Source organism: Lentisphaera araneosa HTCC2155 (assembly GCF_000170755.1).
Taxonomy (GTDB): domain Bacteria; phylum Verrucomicrobiota; class Lentisphaeria; order Lentisphaerales; family Lentisphaeraceae; genus Lentisphaera; species Lentisphaera araneosa.
In genome coordinates, this window is the sequence record NZ_ABCK01000032.1 from 1 (window position 1) to 22,715 (window position 22,715).

Here is a 22,715-nt window from a genome sequence, read left to right on the forward strand (position 1 = left end):
TCGCAAGACTCAGTAAAACTCAGCCCACTTAAAATAGCTAAAGCACAAAGAAAAGCTTTGCAACAAAAAGATGTAGCTGAAGCTGGAGATGCTGAGAAAATTGCAGCTTTAGACAAACAAATCTCTGATTTCGAAAGTAACCCGAAGTTTAATAACCTAAGTTACTTCAGTAAAAACCAAGATCTATTTAGTAAAGATGGCGAAGCTATTTTAAGCCCAAAGGTCTTGACAGTTCCAATTAATACTCCCATTAGATTAGTCGTTACTTCAAAAGATGTTCTCCACTCATTTGCGATTCCCGCTATGCGTGTAAAACGCGATGCTGTTCCTGGTCAAAAACGCGAATTTATGTTTACTCCAATTAAAGAAGGCGTCTACTACTACACATGTAATGAAATGTGCGGTACTGACCACGCATTCATGGTCGGTTGGCTGAACGTTGTTTCTCAAGATGAATACGCAAAATTCAAAGAGTCAATCAAACCAAAAGAAGGTGGTACTCCTGCTGAAATTGGTGAACGCCTCTGGGAAAGGAACTGTAAATCTTGTCACGCCATTGATCCAAAAGCTCCAAAAGGCATTGGTCCTAACTGGTGGGGTCTGTGGGGTAAAGAAAGAACCTTCACTGATGGCACTAAAGCTATTGCTGATCATCAATATCTTACTGACTCTATTAATGATCCAGCTAAACAAATTGTACCTGGCTATGCTGTTCCAATGCCGGCTCAGGGTTTAAATGAAGTTCAAGTCAAAAACCTCATCGAATTTATTAAAACATTATCAGACAAGCCTTCAGAAGAGAAATCTGAAGACACTGTGAAATAGGAGTCTATAATGAGTACAACTACACAAAACGAAGTCAATTTTTACCAGGCCAAAAAAGGCATCATGTCTTGGGTCTACACTATCGACCACAAACGCATTGGTATCATGTACCTTATTGCATCTTCACTCGCTCTCTTTGCTGGTGGTGCTTTTGCCCTCATGATCCGTGCTCAACTTGCAACTCCAGGCGGCATGCTCCCCATGACTCCAGAGTACAAGGATACATACAACATGTGGTTCACACTTCACGGTGTGATCATGGTTTTCCTCTTCATTATCCCTGCGATCCCCGCAGCCTTAGGCAACTTTATACTCCCGCTCATGGTTGGGGCTAAAGATGTTGCCTTCCCGAAGATGAACTTGGCCAGTTTCTATATTTATGTCATTGGTGCTTGCGTTGCCCTCTACGGTATTGTCGGTGGTGAAAGCCCACTCACAACTGGTTGGACCTTCTACTTACCTTATTCAAAAGAAACCGCTGGTGCCGTCATAACCATGACCCTGGCAGCCTTTATATTAGGTTTCTCGTCGATCTTCACAGGTATTAACTTCATTGTAACAATTCACAAATTGCGTGCTCCGGGTATGAGCTGGTACAAGATGCCACTTTTCCTATGGGCTCTTTATGCAACTTCAATTCTCCAGGTTCTAGCTACTCCAGTTCTTGGTATCACACTTCTTCTTCTCATTGCAGAAAGAACTCTTCAAGTTGGTATTTTTGACCCCGCACTTGGTGGTGATCCAGTACTTTTCCAGCATTTCTTCTGGTTCTACTCTCACCCAGCTGTATACATCATGATTCTCCCTGGTATGGGTGTTATCTCTGAGGTTATCTCTTGCTTCTCACGTAAAGTTATCTTTGGTTACAAAGCTATTGCTAACTCTTCTATCGCGATTGCGGTTATCTCCTTCCTCGTATGGGGTCACCACATGTTCCTTTCAGGTCAATCAGTCTACGCTGGCTTAGTCTTCTCTTTCTTGACTTTCCTCGTTGCAATTCCTTCTGCGATTAAAGTATTCAACTGGGTAGCTACACTCCACAGAGGTTCAATCACTTTTGAAACTCCCATGTGCTATGCCCTTTCTTTCCTTTTCCTTTTCACCATCGGTGGTTTAACTGGTTTACCGCTTGCTACGCTCTCAACTGATATTGTTCTTCACGATACATACTATGTTGTAGCTCACTTCCACTACGTAATGTTTGGTGGTACCGTTATCGCTTTCTTCTCTGGCCTTCACTTCTACTGGCCAAAAATGGTTGGTAAAATGTATAATGAGACAGTCGGTAAAGTTGCCTGTATTATCGTTTTTATCGGCTTCAACGTGACTTTCTTCTCTCAGTTCTTCCTCGGTTACACAGGTATGCCCCGCCGTTACTTCACATATGATTCAAGCAACGAACTTTGGAGCCAAATGCACGGCTTCAGTTCTATCGGTGCTTTCATCCTCGGTTTCGGTGTACTTATCCTTTTTGCTAACCTTATTGCTTCACTCTTTAGTGACCGTAAGGCTCCCAACAATCCTTGGGGTGCAACGACTATGGACTGGGAAACTCAGTCACCTCCTGTCCTCGAAAACTTCTCTGAGGATGTTCCCGTAATGAAAAAAGCTCCCTACGAGTACGAATAATAAAGGACTATTAAGATGAGCTCTAAGGTAGATACAAGTAAATTTATCCCTCGTTTCGTTTCGCATCACTTTTCGAATGCGGATCAGGAATTCGAATCATGCAAACTTGGCATGTGGTTATTTCTCCTCACGGAATTCATGCTCTTTGGCGGCATTTTTGTTGCCTATGTAGTTTTCCGCACTTGGTACCCAGAAACATTTGAAAGTGGCGCTGATAAGCTCGACTGGAAAATGGGTGCTGTGAACACTGTTATCCTTATTACTTCCTCGGTGACAATGGCCGTTGCCATCCGCGAAGTTCAACTCAACCGCAAAGGTAGAGCACTAGCATTATTGCTCTTCACAGTTCTCTGCGGCATGGGCTTCCTCGTTGTTAAGTACTTTGAATATAGTCACAAATTTGAACTCGGTATTTTCCCTGGCGATTTCTTTTCGTTCATGGGCGATCACATGAGTAATGAACATCTCTATTTTAGTATTTACTTCATGGCGACTGCGACACACGTACTTCACGTTATTCTCGGTCTCATCGCGATTCTCTGGGTTTCTTGGAGAACGGCTAAGGGTGAATTCTACGAAGCTTACTACACTCCAGTTGAAATGGTCGGCCTTTACTGGCACTTAGTTGACCTTATCTGGATTTTCCTCTTCCCACTACTTTATCTTACTAAATAAGGATACGAATTATGAGCGACCATCACGGACCCGAAAGTGACCATCACCCGCACGTACTTCCTATGACGATGTACATTGCAGTCGGCACAGCCCTTTTTGTCCTTACTGCACTCACTGTATGGACAGCTAAGTTCATGCCAGAAATGATTTTTCATTTCACAAAGATGCAAATCACACCAACTATTGCGATCATCATTGCTTTGATCATTGCTTTCACTAAAGCAGCTTTAGTTTGTGGCTTCTTCATGCACTTGCACTACGACAAGCCTCTTAATAGAGCGACTTTCCTCTCAGGAATATTCTTCTTGTCACTCTTCTTCCTTTTCACTTTAGCTGATACTTTAACTCGTGATGATAAAGTTCATCTTCGTGAAGGCATGCCTGAGAGTTTTCAGACACTTACTGAAATCCCTCACAAGCCTTACATGGTAAAAGCTACTGCAGGCTACACTCCACTCGGCTACAAAATTGATAAAGCTGAGCAAGTAATAAAAGCTGAACCACCTAAAGAAGAAAAGTCAGTAGAGACTCCCGTAGCCGAATAATATCTAGTGACAGATAATCTTACAGATCAAGCAGGGGAGCAATCGCTCCCCTCTTCTGCTTACAAGCGTGGTTCAGGCTTAAAGCTAATCTTTGCGCTTATCGCAATTTCGGCATTAACACCGATTATTACGATCTATATTAATCGTGTTAACCCTGCAAAGTTCTCGACTACCCAAGCTCCAACACCTGATCAAACTTTGGTCCAAGTAACTTGGATGGATTCCCCACGAGTAGATTTACAACACGTATTAATCTTCCCCTTTGCTCCTCCTGCAGATGAAATTAATATCACTACGGGTCATGACGTTGCCTCACCTTCAGGTTTTCTCGGTTTCTTTATTCGTCCTCGCGTTATTTATTATAACAATGTGGAACTCACCCACCATCAGCGAAAAGGTAAGAAACACAAGAAGCTCATGCGCTTTTGGTTTTTACTTACACTTAGTGATGAACGTGGTCAGTATGGTAAAGCCTACCCAGTCATTCCACCGCAAGAATTCTATGATCAATGGAAAAGTAAAGATAAACTTGCCGATACTGAGTTATGGAAATCTTACCTACAGCCAGAATTAATCAAATTTAGAGAGCGTGTTAGTAAGGGACATATCGATAAAGCGCGTCCCGTAAACACTTCTAAAATGTACTAAGTCCCTACTTAGTCACACTCCCATCACCCTTTAGAATTTGCATCTGACGATTAATTGAGTTAGACTCAATAGATTAATAAACGGAGTTTTTATGAAAAAGCACTTTCTCTCACTCACCGAGATGCTTGTCGTCGTCGGCATTATTATACTTTTATTTTCTATTGGTGTCCCTGCCGTCATCAAAGGTATGCAGAAGGGTGAACTCACCGAATGCAAAGGCAACCTTAGCCAACTTGCAAAAGCCACTGCGGTTTACCTAAAAGATAATAAAAATTACTTCCCCCCAGAAGAAGGAAGTGCTTGGGCTTCTAATGCAAGTGACCCTATATCTCTCTATCTTGGTAGTAGTTATGACAAGGTAAATGTATGTCCAAGCAACCCTAGTGAAGATGCATCATATTATGCTTCTGCTAATAGCACAATTTCAAGCGATTTAAACGCAAGCGGAGGGACTAAGGGCTTAAAATCCTCGAAAGTTAAACGTCCTGAAACAATGAGCTTATTTGTCTCCTACGATGTTTATAATAACCTCGGCGGCAGCGTCAATGAACAATGGCATGGTAGCGACAACACCTATCCTTTTGTTAATGTTGGCGGTTCAGTTACTTCACTTAAAATAAATAGCAGTGACTTGAGTAACGCTAACAAAAATGATAGAATCGATTTTAAAAACGATTAAAATTCATATAATTCTTTTCCAAAGGCTTCATATTACATGTAGCCTTTTTTTGTTATAAGTACTTTTTTTCTATCAAAACTGTCATTTCTTGCTAATACCCTCCGTATGACTTATTAAATCATAACTGGAGTCTATTAATGAAATACCTTTTCTCTTTATTTTTCTTATTCAATTTTGCGACCTTCGCAGACAAGCAACCCAATATTATCCTCATTTTTGCCGATGACATGGGCTATGATGACGTGGGCTATCACGGCAACAAACGTATTATCACCCCAAATATCGACTCTATTGCTGAGCAAGGTGTACAATTTAGCCAAGGCTATGTAAGCGCATCGGTCTGTGGCCCGTCTCGAGCGGGCTTACTCACAGGTGTTTACCAACAACGCTTTGGCTGTGGCGAAAACCCCAATGGTTCAGGCTACCCCAATCAAATGAAGTACCCCATGGCTGGTCTCCCTCAAAGTCAATCGATGATTTCAGAAGAACTCAAAACCTTAGGTTATACTAATGGTATGATTGGCAAGTGGCACATGGGTTTTGACATGAGTCTTCGTCCTAACCAACGCGGTTATGATTTTTTCTACGGTTTTATCAATGGTTCACACGATTATACCGAGTGGACTCAAGAGTTTGCTAAAGGCAAATCTCGCTGGCCTATCTTTAGAAACGAAGAAATGGAACCTGCCAACAAAGCGCAGTACATCGATGTATTTAAAGAAAAAGGTGTCAAAGTTGTCGATGAAAATTACCTGACAGACCTATTTACAGATGAGGCAGTCAATTTTATTGATCGCAACGCCGATAAACCATTTTTCCTTTATCTCGCTTATAACGCCGTGCATCATCCCTGGCAAACAACGCAACATGCGCTTGATAAAACGGCACACCTTAAAGACGACAAAAACTATCACGTTTTTGCCTCAATGGTTTATGCCATGGATGAAGGCATCGGCAAAGTGATGAAGAAACTCAAAGAGAAAAACATTGACGATAACACCATCATAATTTTCCTGAGCGACAATGGCTCTCCTCAAGGTCAAGGCATCGAACATAGTCCAAAAGACCCCAATCGCCATCGTGGAGGTTTTACCATGTCTTCGACAGGAATCTTCCGTGGATATAAGGGCGACACTTATGAAGGCGGAATTCGAGTGCCTTTTTGCATCAAGTGGCCTCAACAAATACAAAAAGGCACGAAATATGACATGCCGATCTCTGCTCTTGACTTGCAACCCACGTTAGTTAAAGCTGCTGGCGGCAATGATAAGAAACCGCAAAAAGGATTTGCGTACGACGGCGTAGACATCCTCCCCTATTTGAAGGAAGATAAAGAAATAAAACGCAGCTTGTTCTGGAGACGTGACACGGACTACGCCATTCGCAAAGGCGACTGGAAGCTGCAATGGAACGACGCCCATGGCCCGCTAACCATTACTTTATTTAATATTAAAGAAGATCCCGAAGAGAGAAGTAACCTCATCAAACAACATCCTGAATTGGCACAACAACTACAAAATGAATTTGACACTTGGGATAACAGTATGCCCGATAACGAATGGTGGGGCGGACCGTGGAATCGCCTGAGACATATGAACACAGCAGAAATCAATGTCGCCCAATTTAATCAAAACCCACCTAAAGCCCATAATGCACGTAAAAAAATTCGTAAATAAGTACTGAATCAACTTTGTTGTTCTCCTTTCAAAATTATCTTTGATCAATAATAAATTATCGGATAATATGCACGAATTTTGGAACAACATAAATGGATGGTTACGAGACCACATTCTCACGATCACTATTGCTCAAATAACAGGACTCCTTGTGGTCTATGGAGATCTCCTTTCACAGAAAATGAGTCGCCTCCTTAGCAAGCAGTCCTTCTTTCTTCGCCTCAGTGGATTCATAGGCATCAACGCATTCCTCATAGGCTTTCTCACCATCTTTATTGCGAAGTTGATTTCTTTATTTTATTTGCGAATCCCGCAAAATTATTTACTACTCACTCTTTTATCAGGCTTTGTACTTGTGGGAGTTATTGCCGAACGCCACAAACACATCTAAAGATAAACTTTTGAAGTTGAATTACACTGACGAACTTATAAGTGTATTTCATTAAATTGAACAAAGGATGAACTTTGAGCTCATTATTCTCTGATTTTGATACCATCTGGAATATGGATATTCCTGCCGTTGAAGAACCCAATAAGCGTCGCGGTGGCTGGAGTGGCGTCTACATTTATGACCATACAAACAGTGATGGAACTCTCGAACGTTTTTTCATCAAAAGACAAGAGAATCACTATAAAAAAACATTACTCAACCCCATAAAGGGACGCTTAACTTTTGATCTTGAATTTATCAATATAAAAAAATTTCAAGAGCGCAACGTACCCGTAGTCGAAGCTGTTTTTTTTGAGCAGCGCAAGTTTAAAGGTAAAGATCAGGCCATCCTCATCACCAAAGACCTCAAGGGTTACACGCCCCTTAGGGATCTGTTAAAAACTTTTCCTAAGAGTGAATATGAGGCTCTGCTCACTATAAGTGGTAAACTTATTCGCCAAATGCATGACGCCAATTTAGTTCATCGCTGTTTGCACCCTAAACACCTCTTCCTCAAGAAAGCTAATGATAGTTACGAAGGTTCTTTTATTGACCTCGAAAAAGTGCGCGAGGCCTCTTTCAATTCAAGATCAAAACGCGACGATTTAAGACGCCTTTTAAAGATGAAAAAAATAGACCGCACTGCTTTAATCACGCCTTTAGTTAAAGGTTACCTTAAAGATACGGAAGATCATAAAAGTTTAGAGAATTATTTAATTCATAATCCCTAAGTTATTTCCAGGCCATCAGACAGGAGAAATTCAACCAATTAGCGATGATTGCGGAACCCGCAAAGCCGGCTTCGCCTAAAGCTTTTTTATGCCAGGTGTGTGAGTCGGGGATCAACACATTTTCAAGAGCTTTTCGCTTATTGGCGATTTCGCTATCTGCATAACCATTAAATTGTTTGTACTCATCGTACAAAGTTGTTACCAAATTGTCGAGATCATCTGGGAGGTCGGTAGCAATTTTTTCTGAAAAAACAAAGAGACCACCTTTGGGTAAAGAACTTGCGATCTTCTTTAGAATTGCGGGTCTTTCATCTCTAGGAATAAATTGTAAGGTGAAATTCATAATCACCACTGAAGCATTTTCCAACAAGGCTTCTTGAGCATTTTCATGTTGAAAAGTGAAGTTTTCTAAACCTGAAGTTTTTACTTTTGCTTTTTCTAACATATCTAAGGACGGGTCACAACCAACGAGCTCCACTTCTTTATCACCAAGGTATTTATTAACTTCTAATAAAGTACTCGCAGTCGAACACCCTAAGTCATAGACCCGACTCCCTTCTTGTGCTGCTTGCGCCGCAAAGCGTGCACATATCCTAGTGATTTCTGGATACATAGGCACGGAACGCGTCACCATGTCATCAAAAACATCGGCAACTTCTTTATTAAATCGAAAGCCCCCCTTAGCCGTGGGCTTTAAAAAGACTTCATCCTGCATCAATAGGACCAAGTTGCGTCAAAAACAAAGCTTGCGGAACCCGACATGTAAACTGGCTTTCCTCGCCCTTCCCATTCGATTTCTAGATCACCCCCTTTGAGGGAAACTTTCATCGGTGATTTTGCAACGCCATGCAAAACACTAGCTACAGCCACTGCGCAAGCACCCGAGCCACAAGCTAAAGTCTCTCCAGAACCTCTTTCCCAAACGCGCATTTCCACGTGGTGATCATCAATAACCTTTACAAATTCAATATTAGCTCGATTCTTAAAGACCTCATGATGCTCAAATAATGGCCCAATTTTCTCTAAATTGAGTAAGTCAATTTCATCTACGTAGGTAACTGCATGGGGATTGCCCACAGACACAGCGGTCATTGGAAAAGTATACTGTTCAGCGGACAGAGGCGTGCCAAATAATGGGTGCTCACTATCCAAGCCGACATCTACAATTGTAGTGGAGGGAACGGCGACAGCTATCCTCACATTCCCATCTTCTAAAATTGTCGCAAATGAAATTCCTGTCATTGTTTCGATTTTAAGTTCATCTGACTGGATCAAACCTTCTCGTTTAGCATAGACCGCTGCACAACGCAAAGCGTTACCGCACATTTCCACTTTAGAACCATCCGCATTGAGAATATCCATACGGAAATTAGCGTCTGCAGACTCAGCAGACCCCAAAATAATGAATTGATCCGCTCCAACGGCAAAGCGACGTTGGCACATATCTTGCGCCAAAGCCGACAAATCTTCAGGCACTGTTTCCCGAAAGGTATTTACGACAATGAAGTCATTCCCACAACCGTGCATTTTTGTAAAAGAAAATGAATTCATCATTATTTTCCTGTTAAAATTTTTCTTATTCGTCTCTAAACTTAAGCCCTATAGAGATATTTTCAAAAGCTGGAATATACTAAGGAAATTTTGCAAAAATCACCGACGGAGTCCACTATGCTTTTTACCTCTCTTATCAGCGCTGCTGAAAGCGCCCAAAGTTCATCTTCATTCAAAGAAATCCTATCCCAGGGTGGCTTGGTACTTCTCGTGCTCGTCGCCCTCTCCCTCTTTCTGATTGCACTTGTCGCTCTCTTGTTCATGACTTTGCGGGAACAAGTTCTAATCCCGAATAATTTCATCAATGAAGCTGCATCTCTAAGTGAAAAAGGTGACATGGAGGCCTTAGCCCAACTCTGTAAAAGCTCACAAAGCCCTGCAGGCGCTATCATTGGTGCTGCAGCTGATCAAATGCATTCAGACTCCGACTCAAGCTATGACATGGTTAAAGACGCTGCAGAAAGCGAAGGCTCTCACCAAATCGGCATCATTCATCATAAACTCTCATATGTAAGTGACATTGCTAAAATAGCCCCAATGATCGGACTCCTCGGTACAGTACTTGGTATGATGCAAGCCTTCTCAGGTCTCAAGCAAGATTTTGGCGCTGTAAAACCTATTGCTCTTGCTGATGGCATTGCTCAAGCCATGGTTACAACCGCAGCCGGTCTTATTGTCGGTCTCATCGCCATGTTCTGCCACTCCCTATTACGCCAACGCGCTGGCCACTTAACTGATATCCTAGAACAAAAGAGTGCCCGAGTTTTACGCCGCTTCATGAAAAAGGCCTAAGCAATGAAATTCAAAAGACCCACTGCAAGTGACAATGAAGGGCCGCAACTTGCACCCATGATTGACATTTTCTTCTTAACCCTGATTTTTTTCATGGTTGCTTCAGTCTATTCTCAGTTTGAACGCAATATTTCTATAGTTGTTCCAAAGGCTGCTTCTGGAGAAGACAACGCTCGTTACCCTGGCGAAGTGATTATCAATGTCGACAAAGAAGGTAAATTTAGCATTAACAACAGTGACAAAAGCTTAGATGAAATTGATGTCATTTTAGCAGACATTGCATCCTACTACACTGGCCAACCGGTGATTATTCGTTGCGATGGCAAAGCAGCTTTCTCTAACTATGTCAAAGTTTTTGACCTCTGCAAAAGCCACGCCATTGAAAATGTTCGTATTGCCACCCTCGGAGAGGATCAATGAAAAGACTCTTTGCAGGCTTACTTTTTGTTAGTCTCAGTGCTTTTTCACAAAATGATCTTAAGCAACAGTGGAGTTTTGCCGAAGGTCTTTTTAAAAGAGGCTTTTACGAAGATGCCCTTCAAGAGTACAAAGGGCTATTGATTGACTCCGGTAGCCAAGTCGAAAAAAACGCCCTACTCAGAATCATCGAATGTTGCGAACAGAGCAAAAAAGACCCTGAAGAATACATTGATCGCTATATTAAGCTTGAGACAGACCCTAACTTACGCATTGTCGTCCAACTCAAAAAAGCAGCCCTGCTGATCACAAAAAAAGAGTTCGACAAAGCCGAAGAACTCTATAAAAAAATTACTAGCGCAGAAACTAACTATCAAGAGCATGCTCTTTACGAATATGGTCGCCTACTTTTAGAACAAGGCAAAAACAATGAAGCCGTAACTACCTTCTTAGACCTCAGCAGTAAAGGCAAAGCTGAAGATAAAGAAGTACGTATTTATGCCCACTATGCTCTCTCCTCTCTTTATTTAGGCCAAGAAAACTATTCTAGCGCTGAAAAGCACCTTAATACGCTGACGAATATTACAAAAGATCACTCTCTGAAAACTCAAGCTTTCATCTTACTCATTCAGCTTTTGGCCACACAAGAGCGTGACGCTGAACTGATTACTACTCACAAAACACTGGCGACTCTCAATCCACATAAGGAGAACCTTAACCAACTGACTATCCAATATGTACTTGCACTTATAAGGTCGAAAAAATATGATCAAGCACGTGGTGCACTCGCATCAATTAAAAACCCAAATGCCGAAGAAGAGGCATGGGCTAACTACGCCTTAGGCATTTGCTATTACCAGTTAGGCTTATACAAACAAGCACTCATCTCATTTGAGAAAAGCTTACTAAATCAAAACTTCACGGAATCACCAAAAGCCTTGGCTTACCTCATTTATTGTCACTTACAAGTCAAGGATATGCCTAAAGCCCTAGAGCTAAGCAAAGTTTTTGATAGCAAACACCCCACTTCTTCCCTACGTGCTGAAATTCATTACAAAAATAGCCTTTTAGCTCTGGAACAAAACAATTCTACACTAGCTGTAAAAGAGTTACAAACCGCTATTAACGTCTATTTACCCACATGGGAAAATATTGAAATCGCACACAAAACCCTAGCTCAAACCTTTGCTCAAAACAAGCAATATACAGAAAGTGCTGAAATCTGGTATAAACTCTCTGGTCTATTAAACAATGATAAAAAAAGCACTGCTTCATTTAAGGCGGTAGAAAATTACTTACTCGCTAAAGATTACACACAAGCAGAAGAAGTCTTAGTTAGAACTCAAGTCAAACCTGAACTAGAATTCAAAAAATCGTCTCTAAAAATAGAAATATGCCTTAGTAATAAACAATGGGACAAAGCACACAAACTCATCCTCCTCGGTCTCGAGAAGCACCCCCAAAAAGAAAAAACTGGTCTCCTCTATATGCTGCAAGGTAGATGTTTTTATTTACAAAACCGCCTAAACGATGCGAGTCAATCTTTAGAGCAAGCCTCAAAACTCATAAAACAACCCTCACTCTTAGCTCAAAATCTAAACTTATTAGCAAGTATCTACTACTCTCAAGGCAAAAAGCCTCAATCTGCTGAAGTCTATGCAAAAATCTTTAGAGATAATTTACAAAAAGAACTCAACTGGAACCAAAAACAAACACAAGACATCAGCCGTCTTCTTGAGCTAGAAGCCTACTTAGAAAGCAGTTTGATCGCCTGTGAACTTACTAATCAGAATAATACTTTTTTTTTCCTCCAGCGCGCGAGGATTTTTGCTCGACTTGAAAAGTACCTACAAAGCCAGGAGAACTTAAACAGCCTAGAACTCAATAAACTAAGCGACCAACAATTCTGCGCATACTCAGCAATCGAAGCACTCATCCTTCTCAATGACCAGAAAATTGATAAGGCGAGCCTAACTCTAGGGACGATCAAAAAAATTGATCAATGGCTACCCGGCGACTTCCCTCTCTACCTCTACACCAAAGCAAAACTACACTTCATTAATAAGGATTACGACAAGGCATTAAAAAATGCCAACAGGACTTACATCCTCTTTAACGACAAGCAATTTTCAGCAAAGAGCTTATTCCTAGCAGTGCAATCCGCCTATCAACTCAAGCGACAAAACGACGCTGAAAAACTCCTTAAAGAACTCAAAAAACGCTTCCCGACATATGCAAAACGGCCAAATGTGGCAAATTTTATCTCAAAAAACCTCGCGAAGTAGTTGCTTTTAGTATTTTTTATTGAAGAACATACAAAACGATCTATATTTGCTAATATATCAATATTAATAATTTCATTTGACTAAAAGGTTATTATGGCAACACCTAAAATTATTGTCCTATCAGAAATAATGCGCGGCAAAAATTTCGAACTTACTGGAAATCTTTATACAATTGGCCGTACTGATGAAAGAGAGATTTGCATCCCTGACGGAACAATCAGTTCTTACCATGCAGAAATCGAGCGTAATGGCGAAATCTATACAGCTCGTGACAAAGGCAGTACGAACGGCACACGTATCAACGGCATCAGAATCACTGAACAAATACTCAACAACAGTGACATCCTCCAAGTAGGTGGCATTGAGCTTTTATTTGACTGTGAAGAAAAAGGCAATACGACTGCCATCACGACTCAAACTGCTATTAGCCTAGATGATATTGGCGGTGCATTTGATCCTAGCGAACTAAAAAATATTTCTGGCGGAATGGACGCGTCATCCTCAAGCAAAGGCACAAGCAAAGTGATTATTGGTATCATTGCTGCTCTCGTTGTTGTTCTTGGCGTTGTCATCTTTTTCTTAGTCAAAAAGCTAGCCTAAGGAACAGAGATGCCCGACAAGAATCAAGAGGGCCCGAAACGCCCTCTAAATAACGGTGAAAATGAACCGAAAAAAGGTATGGCTGGATGGCTTTGGATTCTCATATTAGTTTCCATCCCCCTACTACTCATTTATCAAAACGACCAAAAGGAAGTTGGGAAATCAATTCAAGAGTCAAAATTCTATCAACTCTTAGAGACCAACAAAATCAAAGAAGTTGTTATTCGTTACGACAAAGGCCTTAATAGCGCTGTTGACTTCCATCTTACACTTGTAGAAGACGGCAAAACTGTCACTGAAGAAAATAACACTCGCACTGTAAATATTCTTCTACCAGAACCTGCAATTGAAGCTCTCAAAACATTTAAAGTGCCCTATGGCAGCAAACAAAAAAGCGCTGTATTCGGTGAGATCGTTAGCTTTATTCTTCCTCTCATCATCATTGTTGCACTCTTTTACTTCTTATTTGCACGTCAACTGAAAAATGCTGGCCGTGGCGCCATGCAGTTTGGCAAGAGTAAGGCTAAAATGTTTGCACCAAATGCTGAACAAGTCACATTCTCAGATGTTGCTGGAGTTTCAGAAGCTCGTGAAGAAGTTGAAGAAATTGTCGATTTTCTTAAAGATCCGGCTAAATACCGCAACTTAGGCGGACGCCTACCCAAAGGTTGCTTAATGGTGGGCCCTCCAGGTACAGGTAAAACTCTACTCGCTCGTGCTATTGCAGGCGAAGCAGGAGTCCCTTTCTTCTCTATGAGTGGTTCTGACTTTGTTGAAATGTTTGTTGGCGTCGGCGCCAGCCGTGTTCGCGACCTCTTTGAACAAGCTAAAAAGCACCAACCTTGTATTTTATTCATCGATGAAATTGATGCTGTCGGCCGAGCTCGTAACTCTGGTGGAACTGGCGGAGGTCACGATGAGCGTGAACAGACACTCAATGCTTTACTTGTTGAAATGGATGGCTTTGAAAACCAAAATGGTGTTATCTTAATTGCAGCCACTAACCGTGCTGATGTATTGGATAAAGCCCTCTTACGCCCAGGTCGATTTGACCGACGCATTAATGTTGACCTTCCTGACCTTGGTGGTCGCTTAGAAATCTTAAAAGTTCATGCCAAAAAAGTTAAACTCGGAAAAAATGTTGACCTCAAGCTCATTGCTCGTGGCACACCTGGTTTCTCTGGTGCGGACTTAGCAAACGTCATCAATGAAGGTGCCCTTATCGCTGCACGCCTTGGCAAAAAATCTATTGAGCACGCCGACATGGAAGAAGCGCGCGACAAAGTTCGCTGGGGTAAAGAAAGAAAATCTATGAAGATGTCTGAGCGCGAACTTCGCCTCACGGCTTATCACGAAGCGGGTCACACACTCGTCAGTCTTTACGCTGGCAGCATGAATAAGCTACACAAAGTAACTATCATGCCACGAGGCAACGCTTACCTTGGTGCAACAATGTACTTCCCTGAAGACAACCGTTACACAACCACGCGAACTGAACTCCTTGCTGAAATCGCAACGACAATGGGTGGTCAAATCGCTGAGAAACTTACTTTTGGCGACATCACCAATGGCGCATCAGGCGACATTCGTCAAGCGACTAGTATTGCTCGTCGTATGGTTCGTGACTGGGGCATGGGTGAAATGGGTTTTGTTTACTACAGCAGTGGCGACGGCGAATACTCAATGAAAAATGATTACTCTGAAGAAGTCGGCACAAAGCTCGATTTGGAAGTGAGAAAACTCATTGATGAGCAATATCAAGTGGCCACTGACATCTTAGTCAAATATCAAGATCAACTTAAACTCTTATCAGAAACTCTCCTTGAACGCGAAACTATGAGCGCCAACGAAGTTTACGAACTGCTCGACTTACAGTACATGATGGAAGCCGATGAAGAAGAGTTTGATAAAAAGCTTGAGCAATCATTAGCCAAGGTGGATAGCTCTAAAGTTCTTGATGAAGATGAAAGCAAAGAAGACAAGGATTCTGAATCAAAAGATAGCTCAGCTGACGAAGAAACTTCGGAGTCTGATAAAACGGAAAGTTCAGAAGACAAGAACGATAGCTTAGACCCTGAAAGCAAAGCTTAACAAGCACTAACAGAGGCTTTATATAGCAAGAATTAAATTTCTGTAAAGTTCTTGCTTTTTTATTCAACTTAGTATTGACTATATAAAGTCTCGCTTAATATTGCAACGCCAATTTTAACTGAGGTAAAACCTTGAATCGACAAATAAAAGTGACTGTATCAAACGAGTATGGACTGCACGCACGCCCTGCAGCCATGATTGTGCGTGCCCTTGGAGACTTTGAAAGCGAGGTTTTACTTAAAACTGACTCAGAAGAGGCCAACTGTCGCAACATCCTTGATTTGATGTCTCTAGCGGCCGCCTGCGGCCAAGAATTAGACATCCATGCCAACGGACCAGATTCAGAAGACGCCATTAACAAATTAAAAGATTTGTTCGAATCTAAATTTGGTGAATGAAGCCTAAACTAAAAAAGTTTCTCATTATAACTCCCCTAAGTCTAATTATTCTTTTGGGGATTTTTTTTCTCTATTTAAGTTCCGAGAGTTTTGTACGCTCACACGTGCTCCCCGTTCTTGAAGAAAAAACTCAGTTCACAATAGAAGTCGATTCAATCAATGTATCACTCATAAGCGGTAGCGTTGAACTCACACAGCTCAACGCACACTCTGGCCCTAATAATATCAAAGCTGAGAAACTTGAACTCAAAGTACAAACACTTGCCTGTCTTCAGGGCGACCTTCAAATTGATAAAGCCACCCTAAACGGTGCTTCTATTAATTTATCCTATGATTCCACAGGTAAACTCAAAGCCGACCCCAATAAAGCAAAAACCATCTCTTTAAAGAAAGAAGTAAAAAGAACTAAACCAAAAAAGCAGCCAGTAGAAAAAGCTAATTTATTTGATCAACTCTACGCTTTACCTAAACAACTTAGCAAAGAACTAAAACCCATCGAACTCCCCAACTTTCTTCTTCACAACTTGAGTGTAAGCGACACAAATATAAAGATTGCGAAAGATGATCGCTATGGCAAAGCTGATGAGCACCTGATTACTTTGAATTCTCTTCAAATACAAAAACTTGGCCCAAATCAAGACTTTGACATCATCTACAATGGCAGTTACGCACGCAAGAAGCCAAACCAACAGCACTTCACAGCAAAAAGCATCCACTTAAAAAGCTCTGGAACTTTCAATGAATCTGTGACTAACGCTCATGTATCAAGTTCGCTCAAAATAAGCGAATTTGAAAGCAGCCAAATGAAAGATATGAACCACTTAAGCTTAAACACATCTTTTGATATAAGCCTAATTGATAAAACCATCAAAATTGCCAAGGGTGAAGTATCTTGTACAGAAAGAGAGATCGTACACTCAAAAGCTAAAATCAACGCGCTTATCAATGAAGAACGCATAGAAGCTGAAGTAAAAGTCCCACAGCTCAACGCCTCTCTCTTAAACATTGCCTTAAACTTTGCACCAAAATCACGTAGCTTAGAACGCTGGTTCAGTAAGACTAAAAAAGTTGGCCATAAAACAGGATTTGCAGATTCACAAATTAAAGGAGATTCAACTTTCCTTCTCACCCACGACAAACTGATCAGCAAGGGCGAATTTCAGCTCAACAAACTACCTATGAGCATTGAGATTGATGAGAAACTAAAAAAAGATTTCATTGATGCTGACTTTAGTTTCAAAGTTTCAACACTTAAAAACAGTCTAGATAATTTAGAGCTCAAGATTATAAGTTCAGATTCACAAGGAAACAAAGTACTCAACATTGACTCTTCTATGGTACAGGAGACGATTAGTGCTGACATCAAGACTTCAAACCTCGACCTAAGCCTCGTGAACAACTTCTCAAAAGAAGATGAAAAACTTGCCGGTAAACTCTATTCTCGAATAAAATTTAAAAGAACACCTGAATCCACAAAAGGCTCCTTAAAAATCGACCTTAATCAACTGCAGTTCGCTCAAGTTGAAGGCAAATCACTCACAAGTTCCCTAAGCTTCGACTTCATTCAAGAAAAGCTCCAAACATCACTTGAAAATTTAACACTCTCGCTCCAAGAAAAAACCTCCGGCCAAGTACAAATTCAATCCGAACACATCTCTATAATTAGCACTCCAGACTTTGCTAAAAACACTGTAAACTCTAAGAATTTACAAGTTAGTGCAAACATCCTCGAGAGCCCCACGATCCCCAAGCAAAGCATCTCCGTAAACTTACAGGATTTAGAACTTGTTCAGACTCAAGAGAACATCCAATCCAAATCCGACTTCACGCTCAATGGTGCTAAACTAAAAACATTCAATAACATTAGTACCTCAGGCTCATTGGAGCTCAACGCCAACTTAATCAATCAAAATCAAGTCCTTACTCTACAGGACTTAGGTCTCAAAAACACTGGAAAGGATTTGCTCAAAATCCAATCTCTCTACCTTAACCGTCAGCAGGCGACCAGCCACAAAAAAGTCTCTCTCCATATCCCAAAACTCAACATTCTTGATATTCAGGAAGTCACTAGACTAATGAATAACACGGAGCCCAGCTTCAAACCACAAAGCCTATCTTCCGAGATAAAACTAGACTTAGAGCTCGAGCCCACTCAATTAAGCGCGAAAATCGAACTCCCCTCTATACACGTTATGAACGCAAGTCCGTTTAATTTAGCTGCTAACTTCATTAAGAAAAAAGAAGCTCTTGAAGTAAAGAACTTAAGCTTAGTTCATGGCCCACATGTTTTAAACCTCAACGCTTCAATGGATAAAAACAAGTATAGAATAGACAACTTCAACGGTCGATTCGACCTCAGCCTTGTCCATGCTATTATTAAGCAACTGAATCCAAACTTCGAAAATAATTTTTCTGGCATGGCGGACTTTAAAGAAACCAAGTTTGCCTCCCAAGGCACTAGTCCCGAAGAAATCTTCGCCCAACTCCAAAAAGGAAAAATTGATTGGAAAATCACTGATCTTAAAATCAACTTAGAACAGGAAGAAAAAACTTTTATCAGCAAAAACCTAGGCTTTAAACCCAGCGATCTACATTTCGAGGAGGGCCAAGTAAATCTAGACTTCAACAAAGACCTTGTTAAACTCAATAAATTTAAGCTAATGGGACAAAAGGGTGGCTTTGACTTCAGCGGCAAAGTCTATAAAGAAGACCAAAAACTTAAATCACAATTTTTCACTTGGTCAGCCTTTGTAGGATCCGAGTACCTCCACCTCATCTCTCCTCAAACTATACTTGATAATATTAATGAACTTGATGATTTTCTTGATTTCAACAAAGAAAATCAATGGTATGAATTCGATGAATCGATCGAACTCCTTAGTCAAGCTGAGGATGGGCAATTCAGTACCCTTCTAAGCCAAATTCAATTTAATGCTGAGAGTAAGTTCGGCCCTTATATAAAATACTTGGATTCGGCCAAAAACTTAAGTGAAGGTAAGCTGAATAAGCAATCGGCTAATAGCATTCTCGATATCTTTAAGCAGCGTGAAGAAGAACGTCAAAAAGAACGTGAAGAAAAAGGAAAAAAGAAAAAGGAGTCCAAGACTAAACGCGCTCTTGACATCCTCGATGGACTACTTAACTAGACTCTCCAAATAATGCTCTTTTAAGCCCCATATCTCCTTTAGCGCATCAATTCGCGCCCATATATCATCAGACACCTTTTGAGAGTTTTTTTCAGCAATTATCAAAAGGTTTTTAGGTGTGTGCTCAGTCGAAATAAACTCCATGACTTTCGTCTTGTAACCGCAGGCCTCTAAATAAAGCGAGCGCAAACTATCTGTTAAGATTTCAGCTTCTCGTTCCATCAAGATACCATGGCGTGTAATTTCCTTTAAAGCGCCAGAGGTCTGCATAGACTTCCTCACCTGCCTATGACAACACGGCGCACAGACTATGACTTTGGCCCCAGATTTAATTCCTTGATAAATCGCATCATCAGTGGCCGTATCACAGGCATGTAAAGCAATCAAAACATCAAGTTTATCCACTTCCCATTTCCCGATATATCCAGCTTCAAAACTAAGCCCATTAAAATTTGCCTTTTGAGCAATCTGATTGCAAAACTCAACTAATTTAGGGCGCAACTCCACACCAATCACTTTCGGGTTTAATGAAAGTGAGTTCAGGTAATCATACAAAGCAAAAGTTAAATAACCCTTGCCACAACCCATGTCGGCAATGACTGGCTCATGATATTTATCACCTAAAACGTGCCCCATAATTTCAACAAACTTATTAATTTGACGAAATTTATCCTCGCGATTGCGCTTTACTTTACCGTCAACCACGATATCGAGCTCTTTTAGATAAAGATTACCCTCTAATTGAATCAAGCGTTTTTTGGTTTTATCATGCTGGACTGATGACTTATGCTCATCCTTTAATTGACTATTTTTACGTTTAATCTTTCCATTACCGGCTTTATCTATCGTTAAAAAAACATCTTTATCTGAACTCATCAAATCCGCTTTAAGGAACTTGGTTTTCAATTCATCTTCAAGCTGTGCAAGACCAACTTCATAAGAAAAATTCTTTGTCACATCATTTGTGGGGAAGCGATAAACAAAGGATAACTTTTGCTCCCCTCGCAATGAGATCGGCTTAATAAAAATTGATTTAAGCTCGGCTTTTTTATCTCGCTTCATGCTCAAAGTCAGCTTATTAAAAACTTTCGCTTCGAGCAGACTTTTCACTTCCTGTAAAAACTCATTGATTTTATCCATTAAAACACCAAGTTTTCGCTAAAAAATTTCTTTATATCTTCCGGCCAATTCTTTAAAAATCGCGCCTTATCTTTTTTATAAGCTTTCTCAAAACTCGTTCCGCACTTATGAAAAATACTTGAGTCTAAATCGATCACTTGAAGTTCACCACTAGGACTCACAATAAAATTCGTCGCTTTGCAGTCACCGTGGGAAAAACGACCCTGTTTCATCGCATCAAAGAAAGCTTGAACAGTTGGTAAAACTCTTTGAGCCGCCTCTAAATCATTTACGTAATCCGAGAGCAAATCGCCCTCTGCCATTCGAGTCACCAGCCAATCCCATCTTTTTACACCTTCTTTTCGAACAAGTAGGCCTACCGATTCAGGTGTACTCAAAAAATTATCGCGCATGGCAAAACTATGTGACCAACAGGTCTTCGAACGCCCTGCCCGCAAAACATCCATCTTGCCCTTAAGACCCTTACGGGGATTATAGCGTTTAACAACGAGGTCTTCATCATTGAACTTCACTTGGTATACTGTACAGGTATTGCCCTCTTTCAACATCTTGGCAGTCCCCTCATCAACCGCTTGGTTGGGGTCCTTAAAGAACTCTTGTAGTGCTGAACTATCCCATTTCTTATTGACGTAAAAGGTATCCATTTTTTTACTGCGCACATTCACTGCCGTACAATTTCTTTGCACTTTCGCAATTAACTTTTCTATTCGCCAATTCTTCATCTCATGAAAAGTCTTTGAAAAGCGCTCTTCTGAAATCGGCTTTCCGTAAGCCTCAATAATTTCTTTGTTCGTTAACGGGCAATAAAAACCTGTTTGCGCACACATTAAGGCTAAATTTTCGAGCTGCTTTTGATCAGATTTAGATTTGCGGACTCCATCTCCATCCAAACAGGCAATTTTATCTTCATGAACCATGAAGTTCCCGAAGTGTGTATCCCCCTGGAGAATCCCCGCTTGGTGATACTCACTCAACTGAGCAACTAATTGCTTTAACAAAGCATTTTTCTCTGAACCCGATTGCCATAATTCGAGTAAGCTTTGCCCTGGAACTTTTTCCGTTATGAGGTAGCTCGCATTAGTACTTACCTTCCAATCTAGAGGAAGGCTACTACCTTCAATAGTGCCGCTTTCAATTAAAACAGGACCCAAGAAATTATTGTTTGCTAAGAGCTCAAGCCCAGTTTTTTCGCGATTGAAATAACGCTCTGAACCTTTGCCATAAAAAAACTTCACATAAACTTCTTGCCCTGATTTCTGTGCACTACATACGTAGCGCTTACCTGGAAGCACGCGTACTTCCTCCAGGAGTTCTAGAGCAAGAGATTCAATGAAGTATTTTTCCATTACTTTGCTAAGAAGCAGTCAATTTCTTCTTTAAGTTTTGGAATGATCTCATCATATGTGAACGCGCCTACTTCTTCACCACCGCGCTTCATATTGACGTGTCTAGGACCACACCATAGACCTACATCGGCGTCGTCCGTTTCCCCGGGACCATTTACACGGCAGCCCATTACGGCAATAGTCATTGGCTTATCTTTCGGGAGTGCATCTGTGAATTCCTGAACTTTCTCTGCGAGGTTAATAAACTTTTCGTTTTCAACTCGTGAGCAGCTGGGGCAAGAAATGATATTGAAGCCATCTTGTACATATTCTTGGTTCCAGAAATGACCCGCTAAAACATCTTCCACAATTTTGTGTCCAACGCGAATCTCTTCATCTTTCTTCGCAAAGGGAAGAGTTAAACTTACGCGTAGAGTGGAACCTATACCATCTTTCAATAAAGGCTCAAAAGCTTCACGACTCTTAACCACGCCGGCTGGCGGCATTCCCGCTTCCGTCACGCCCAAATGAAGGGGAACTTCCGGCTTCTCTGCATAAAATTTGCGATTGACGCGAAGCACAGTTTTGGGGTCTGAATCCTTCAAGGAAACAACGTAGCGAGTAAAGCCTAAGCCATCGAGCAAGTTGGCGTGATAAAGAGCACTCTGAACGATAGCCTCTTCTTTATCATCATATTTCTCTAAAAAGTCGGGGGCAACTGAACCGCAGTTCACACCAATGCGAATAGCGCAATCATGCTCTTTCGCTACATTGACTAACCACTCAACTTTTTCTTCAATCGTTTTCGAGGGTTGTAAATGATGTAAGTGCCCTGGGTTGTAGCGAAATTTCGCCACATAGGGAGCTACATCCGCTGCTAGTAAATAGTTCTCTTGCAAATCCACCGAAAGCTCAACTTTACTGCGTTCGCGGATCCATTTTAAAGCTTCAACATCCTTTTTATTATCAACTGCCACGCGCACGATGCCTGCACCAGCTTTTTCCAATAGTAAAACTTGCTCTAAAGTTGCTTCTAAATCTTGTGTACGAGTTGCTGCCATTGATTGAATCAAGACGGGGTGCCCTTCACCAATTGTATGACTACCCATTTTTACTTCGCGTATTGCCATTT

21 protein-coding genes are annotated in these 22,715 nt (G+C 41.1%); 16 read left to right on the forward strand and 5 right to left on the reverse strand.

Annotation, left to right across the window (positions count from 1 at the left end):
• The 9 genes from LNTAR_RS26235 to LNTAR_RS21400 all read left to right on the forward strand — a co-directional run.
• Positions 1-825 (forward strand): cytochrome c oxidase subunit II (locus tag LNTAR_RS26235; protein ID WP_007280849.1); only part of this gene is annotated, 825 nt, incomplete at its 5' end.
• A gap of 9 nt (positions 826-834) precedes the next feature.
• Positions 835-2,454 (forward strand): cytochrome c oxidase subunit I, encoded by a 1,620-nt coding sequence (locus LNTAR_RS21365; RefSeq protein WP_007280850.1) that lies wholly within the window; start codon positions 835-837, stop codon positions 2,452-2,454.
• Between the two features lie 15 nt (positions 2,455-2,469).
• Entirely contained in the window at positions 2,470-3,129 is a 660-nt protein-coding gene (locus tag LNTAR_RS21370) for a cytochrome c oxidase subunit 3 family protein (protein ID WP_007280851.1), read from the forward strand.
• Between the two features lie 11 nt (positions 3,130-3,140).
• Entirely contained in the window at positions 3,141-3,674 is a 534-nt protein-coding gene (locus LNTAR_RS26240; protein WP_007280852.1) for a cytochrome C oxidase subunit IV family protein, read from the forward strand.
• A 6-nt stretch (positions 3,675-3,680) separates the two neighbouring features.
• Complete coding sequence (locus LNTAR_RS21380) at positions 3,681-4,322, forward strand: hypothetical protein (RefSeq protein ID WP_007280853.1); 642 nt, start codon at positions 3,681-3,683, stop codon at positions 4,320-4,322.
• Positions 4,323-4,413: 91 nt separating this feature from the next.
• Positions 4,414-5,001, forward strand: coding sequence for a type II secretion system protein (locus tag LNTAR_RS21385; protein ID WP_007280854.1), 588 nt, complete (start codon positions 4,414-4,416; stop codon positions 4,999-5,001).
• Between the two features lie 137 nt (positions 5,002-5,138).
• On the forward strand, positions 5,139-6,677 hold the full coding sequence (locus LNTAR_RS21390; RefSeq protein WP_007280855.1) for a sulfatase-like hydrolase/transferase: 1,539 nt from the start codon (positions 5,139-5,141) through the stop codon (positions 6,675-6,677).
• 67 nt (positions 6,678-6,744) lie between these two features.
• The gene (locus LNTAR_RS21395; protein ID WP_007280856.1) at positions 6,745-7,068 is read left to right on the forward strand and encodes a DUF3392 family protein; all 324 of its coding nucleotides are present in this window, start codon (positions 6,745-6,747) and stop codon (positions 7,066-7,068) included.
• Between the two features lie 74 nt (positions 7,069-7,142).
• Positions 7,143-7,838: a lipopolysaccharide kinase InaA family protein gene (locus LNTAR_RS21400; protein WP_052607355.1), complete on the forward strand. Its 696-nt coding sequence runs from the start codon at positions 7,143-7,145 to the stop codon at positions 7,836-7,838.
• A gap of 1 nt (position 7,839) precedes the next feature.
• Here the strand turns inward: LNTAR_RS21400 and cmoA are convergent, their stop codons facing one another.
• Positions 7,840-8,553, reverse strand: a complete 714-nt coding sequence (cmoA, locus tag LNTAR_RS21405; RefSeq protein ID WP_007280858.1) for a carboxy-S-adenosyl-L-methionine synthase CmoA — start codon at positions 8,551-8,553, stop codon at positions 7,840-7,842.
• Positions 8,553-9,392: a diaminopimelate epimerase gene (gene dapF, locus LNTAR_RS21410; protein ID WP_040915546.1), complete on the reverse strand. Its 840-nt coding sequence runs from the start codon at positions 9,390-9,392 to the stop codon at positions 8,553-8,555. The genes cmoA and dapF overlap by 1 nt, the downstream gene beginning before the upstream one ends.
• Before the next feature lie 114 nt (positions 9,393-9,506).
• On the opposite strand from dapF, the gene LNTAR_RS21415 reads away from it, so the two are divergent.
• The 7 genes from LNTAR_RS21415 (at position 9,507) to LNTAR_RS21445 (ending at position 19,118) form a co-directional block, all read left to right on the forward strand.
• Positions 9,507-10,181 carry a MotA/TolQ/ExbB proton channel family protein gene (locus LNTAR_RS21415; protein WP_007280860.1) on the forward strand — a complete coding sequence of 225 codons (675 nt, stop codon included), beginning with the start codon at positions 9,507-9,509 and terminating at the stop codon, positions 10,179-10,181.
• Between the two features lie 3 nt (positions 10,182-10,184).
• A complete protein-coding gene (locus LNTAR_RS21420; RefSeq protein ID WP_007280861.1) occupies positions 10,185-10,601 on the forward strand; it encodes an ExbD/TolR family protein in 417 nt (138 codons plus the stop codon).
• The gene (locus tag LNTAR_RS21425) at positions 10,598-12,883 is read left to right on the forward strand and encodes a tetratricopeptide repeat protein (RefSeq protein ID WP_007280862.1); all 2,286 of its coding nucleotides are present in this window, start codon (positions 10,598-10,600) and stop codon (positions 12,881-12,883) included. Before LNTAR_RS21420 ends, LNTAR_RS21425 begins: the two co-directional genes overlap by 4 nt.
• 93 nt (positions 12,884-12,976) lie before the next feature.
• Positions 12,977-13,483 carry an FHA domain-containing protein gene (locus LNTAR_RS26245; protein WP_007280863.1) on the forward strand — a complete coding sequence of 169 codons (507 nt, stop codon included), beginning with the start codon at positions 12,977-12,979 and terminating at the stop codon, positions 13,481-13,483.
• Positions 13,484-13,492: 9 nt separating this feature from the next.
• A complete protein-coding gene (gene ftsH, locus LNTAR_RS21435; RefSeq protein WP_007280864.1) occupies positions 13,493-15,574 on the forward strand; it encodes an ATP-dependent zinc metalloprotease FtsH in 2,082 nt (693 codons plus the stop codon).
• A gap of 131 nt (positions 15,575-15,705) precedes the next feature.
• Complete coding sequence (locus LNTAR_RS21440) at positions 15,706-15,972, forward strand: HPr family phosphocarrier protein (protein ID WP_007280865.1); 267 nt, start codon at positions 15,706-15,708, stop codon at positions 15,970-15,972.
• Positions 15,969-19,118 carry an AsmA family protein gene (locus tag LNTAR_RS21445; protein ID WP_007280866.1) on the forward strand — a complete coding sequence of 1,050 codons (3,150 nt, stop codon included), beginning with the start codon at positions 15,969-15,971 and terminating at the stop codon, positions 19,116-19,118. The genes LNTAR_RS21440 and LNTAR_RS21445 overlap by 4 nt, the downstream gene beginning before the upstream one ends.
• On the opposite strand, the gene LNTAR_RS21450 is transcribed toward LNTAR_RS21445, so the two are convergent.
• From LNTAR_RS21450 to ispG, 3 genes are read right to left on the reverse strand one after another with little or no spacing between them, the layout of a single operon-like run.
• Complete coding sequence (locus LNTAR_RS21450) at positions 19,107-20,258, reverse strand: class I SAM-dependent methyltransferase (protein ID WP_007280867.1); 1,152 nt, start codon at positions 20,256-20,258, stop codon at positions 19,107-19,109. The genes LNTAR_RS21445 and LNTAR_RS21450 overlap by 12 nt on opposite strands.
• Positions 20,258-21,604, reverse strand: coding sequence for a lipopolysaccharide core heptose(II) kinase RfaY (locus LNTAR_RS21455; RefSeq protein WP_007280868.1), 1,347 nt, complete (start codon positions 21,602-21,604; stop codon positions 20,258-20,260). The genes LNTAR_RS21450 and LNTAR_RS21455 overlap by 1 nt, the downstream gene beginning before the upstream one ends.
• The gene (gene ispG, locus LNTAR_RS21460) at positions 21,604-22,713 is read right to left on the reverse strand and encodes a (E)-4-hydroxy-3-methylbut-2-enyl-diphosphate synthase (RefSeq protein ID WP_007280869.1); all 1,110 of its coding nucleotides are present in this window, start codon (positions 22,711-22,713) and stop codon (positions 21,604-21,606) included. The genes LNTAR_RS21455 and ispG overlap by 1 nt, the downstream gene beginning before the upstream one ends.
• Positions 22,714-22,715 lie beyond the last annotated feature (2 nt).